Raw genomic sequence first — 3,240 nt, 5'->3', positions numbered from 1 at the left:
TTGCCCTGCGCGAGGCCGAGCTCGAGCTTGACGCGCCCGTCCTTGAGGTAGAGCTGCAGCGGCACGAGCGTGCGGTTGCCGTCGCGGACCTTGCCCATGAGGGAGTCGATCTCCCGGCGGTGCAGGAGCAGCTTGCGGGTGCGCTTCGGAGAGTGGTTGGTCCACGATCCCATCGAGTACTCGGGGATGTGGAGGTTGCGCAGCCACACCTCGCCCTCGTCGACGGTGGCGAAGGCATCGGCGATGGACACCTTGCCCTCGCGCAGCGACTTGATCTCCGTGCCCACCAGCACGACGCCGCATTCGTAGGTCTCGAGGATGTGGTAGTCGTGCCGGGCCCGGCGGTTGGTGGCCAGGACGCTGCGGTCCTGTGGTTTCTTCTTCTTGCCCATAGTCCGGACCATGTTACAGCAGCAGAATCAGCACCAGAATCGCCGCAACCGGGATCAGTGCCCACACCAGGGGTGCCACCGGCCGGCGCCGCAGCGCCCCGGCGGTGCGCGGGGTGGTGGACAGCTCGGTGGTGGCCGGCACCTGCAGGGCCAGGGCGGCCAGGGCAGGCCGCTCGACGATCATCGGCGCGTAGTCGCGCACGGCCACGTGGTAGCGGTCGCGCAGCTCCGGGTGGCCGGTGATCGCCACGGTCGTCCCGTACGGTTGCTTGGCGACGAGCGCCGCCACCCGGTCCGCATCGAAGGGCTCGCTGCGTCCGGGATAGGTGGTGAGGAGGTTGCGGTCGGCGTCGATAAGCAGGACACGGTGACCGGTGAGGCGGTGCAGGACCTCGATGTCGCTGAGCAGCTGCACGTCATCATCGGCGATGTCGCCGAGGAGGCGACCGAGGTCGGTGACGGACATCCCGGAGGGATGGACGAGGACGACCCGGCGCGGTGGGCCCTCACCGAACTGGGCGGCGGCGTGGATCGCCCGGGCCAGGGTGGGGAAGACCCCCATGAGGTGCTTATCGACGGCCGAGCCCACCCCGGACTCCCCGTACGACAGCCCCATCTCCCACATCAGAGCAGGAACACGACTCCGAGGACGACGATGAGAGCGATCGCCAGGACGAGCAGGTAGCGGATGGCGACGTTGCTGCGCTCCGGGTTGAGTTCCTGCGGCGACTCGGACGGCGGCGGGACGTTGATGAGGGATTCGGTGGTGGGATGCTCGAGCGCGAGCCTGGCCACCTCCACCCGCTCAAAGGACTGCTCCCCTGCCTCCGGGAAGGTGACCGTCACCGGCGTGGGAACGGGGTCGGGCTGCGCGCCGAAGAGGTTCTTCTTCGGCGCCGCCACGGGGTATTCCACCAGCGAGGCCTGCTCGCCCTGGGCGGTGGACAGCACCTCCACGTCCGTGCGCACCTGCACCTTGTGCCCGGGGATGCCGGCGATGATGAGCTCGCCGAGGTACCACTTGAGTTCGTGGTCCTTGAGATCCGTCTCGATGACGAGGACGGCCCTGTCCGGGGACCGGGACTCCTCCCCTTCCGAGGACAGGCGCACGGCGCGGTCGACCTCCGGGAAGAAGCCGGTGATCTCCGGGGTGCCGGCGGCGCCGAGCTTGGCGGCCCCGAGGCCTAAGGGGGTGGCGGTCAGCGCCAGGGTCCAGGTCATGGTTACTACTTTCTCACATAGCTGCGCAGCGCCACCTGTGCGGTCAGGCCGGCGAAGATGATGCCGATGACCGCCACGACAGGCACCACCAGCCAGATGTCGGAGGAGGTGACCGGGGCGATGAGCTGGGATTCGTACAGCCCCCGCAGGGCCTTGTCGATGACGAACTCCTTGCCCAGGAACAACCCCGCCGCGGCGAGCAGGGCTCCGATGAGCGTCGCCAGCACCGCCTCCAGCACAAACGGTGCCTGGGTGTACCAGCGGGAGGCGCCGACCATGCGCATGATGGAGATCTCGTCGCGGCGCGAGAAGGCCGCGATCTGCACCATGTTCGCGATGAGGAAGATCGCCGCGATCGCCTGCACCGCGGCCACGAGGAAGGTGGCGTTACGCACCGCATCGAGGTTGTCGGTGGCCCCGCGCAGGTCATCGACCTGGTCGACGATGGTGTCCACCTGCTCCAGATCGCGCACCGGCTCCAGCGGCGTCTGATCGAGCGGGTCGGTCAGCCGCACGTGGAGCGCTGCGGGGAGTGCATCCGGGGAGGTCTCGGCGACCAGCTGCGGGTCCGTGTCTTCGAAGACCTCGACGAAACGCGCGAAGGACTGCTCGCGGGAGCGGAAGGTGACGGATTCGACGCCGTCGGCGTCGTCGAGAAGCGCGCGGACCTCGCGGCAGGCCTCCGAGGAGCAGTCATCGTCGTTGGCGGAGATGTCCTCGTCGAGCTGGATCATCACCTCGACGCGGTCGAGGTAGATGGCCTTGGTGTCCTCGGTCATCTTGGTCACCAGGAAACCGGTGGCCAACAGCGCCAGGGAGATGGCGGTGGTGATGATGAGGGCGATGGTCATGGTGAAGTTGCGGCCGAGGCCGCGGAACGCCTCGCGGAGGACGAATCCGAGTTTCATGTGGTTTCTCCTTCGCTATCGGGACTCGCCGTAGACGCCGCGGGCGTCATCACGCACGAGCTTGCCCAGGTGCAGTTCAATGACGCGACGGCGCATGTCGTCGACGGCGCGGGCGTTGTGGGTCGACATGACGACGGTGGTGCCCCCGCGGTTGATCTGGCCGAGCAACGCCATGATTCCGTCGGAGGTCTCGGGATCGAGATTGCCGGTGGGCTCGTCGGCCAGCAGGAGCAGCGGGCGGTTGACCACCGCGCGGGCCACGGCCACGCGCTGCTGCTCACCGCCGGACAGCTCATTGGGCAGGCGGTCGGCCTTGGCGGCGAGCCCGACCATGTCGAGCACCTCGGGCACCGTCTTGGCGATCTGGGCACGGGACTTGCCGATGACCTCCAGCGCGAAAGCCACGTTGTCGTGGACATTCATCTTCGGCAGCAGGCGGAAATCCTGGAAGACGTAACCGATCCGGCGACGCAGCTGGTTGACCTGCCCACCCTTGAGCTTGTTGACGTGGAAGTCGGCGAAGTGGATGTCCCCGGAGGTGACGTTCTCCTCCCGGATCAGCAGCTCGAGAAAGGTGGACTTGCCCGACCCCGAGGGGCCGATGAGGAACACGAAATCGCCCTTGTCGATGGTGAGCGAGATGCTGTCCAGAGCCGGCCGTGTCGAGGTCGAGTAGACCTTGGTGACGGAATCGAAGGTGATCACGTCTCACACTGTAG

The 3,240-nt window shown here is 67.3% G+C and carries 5 protein-coding genes; all 5 read right to left on the bottom strand.

Features of this window, described 5'->3' with window-relative positions; genetic code table 11:
- On the bottom strand, window positions 1-392 hold a 392-nt coding region (gene smpB, locus Q4F73_RS11150), incomplete at its 3' end, for an SsrA-binding protein SmpB (RefSeq protein WP_303359418.1).
- Between the two features lie 13 nt (window positions 393-405).
- On the bottom strand, window positions 406-1,008 hold the full coding sequence (locus Q4F73_RS11145) for a hypothetical protein (protein WP_303359417.1): 603 nt from the start codon (window positions 1,006-1,008) through the stop codon (window positions 406-408).
- Between the two features lie 8 nt (window positions 1,009-1,016).
- Window positions 1,017-1,613: a hypothetical protein gene (locus tag Q4F73_RS11140; protein ID WP_303359416.1), complete on the bottom strand. Its 597-nt coding sequence runs from the start codon at window positions 1,611-1,613 to the stop codon at window positions 1,017-1,019.
- Between the two features lie 5 nt (window positions 1,614-1,618).
- Entirely contained in the window at window positions 1,619-2,521 is a 903-nt protein-coding gene (ftsX, locus tag Q4F73_RS11135) for a permease-like cell division protein FtsX (protein WP_303359415.1), read from the bottom strand.
- Between the two features lie 15 nt (window positions 2,522-2,536).
- Window positions 2,537-3,226: a cell division ATP-binding protein FtsE gene (gene ftsE, locus Q4F73_RS11130; protein WP_303359414.1), complete on the bottom strand. Its 690-nt coding sequence runs from the start codon at window positions 3,224-3,226 to the stop codon at window positions 2,537-2,539.
- Window positions 3,227-3,240: the final 14 nt, after the last annotated feature.

Origin of the sequence: Corynebacterium sp., from assembly GCF_030535495.1 — a bacterium.
Classification (GTDB): domain Bacteria; phylum Actinomycetota; class Actinomycetes; order Mycobacteriales; family Mycobacteriaceae; genus Corynebacterium.
The sequence above is the reverse complement of the archived record's forward strand: the minus strand, read 5'-3'. Positions and strand labels throughout refer to the sequence as shown.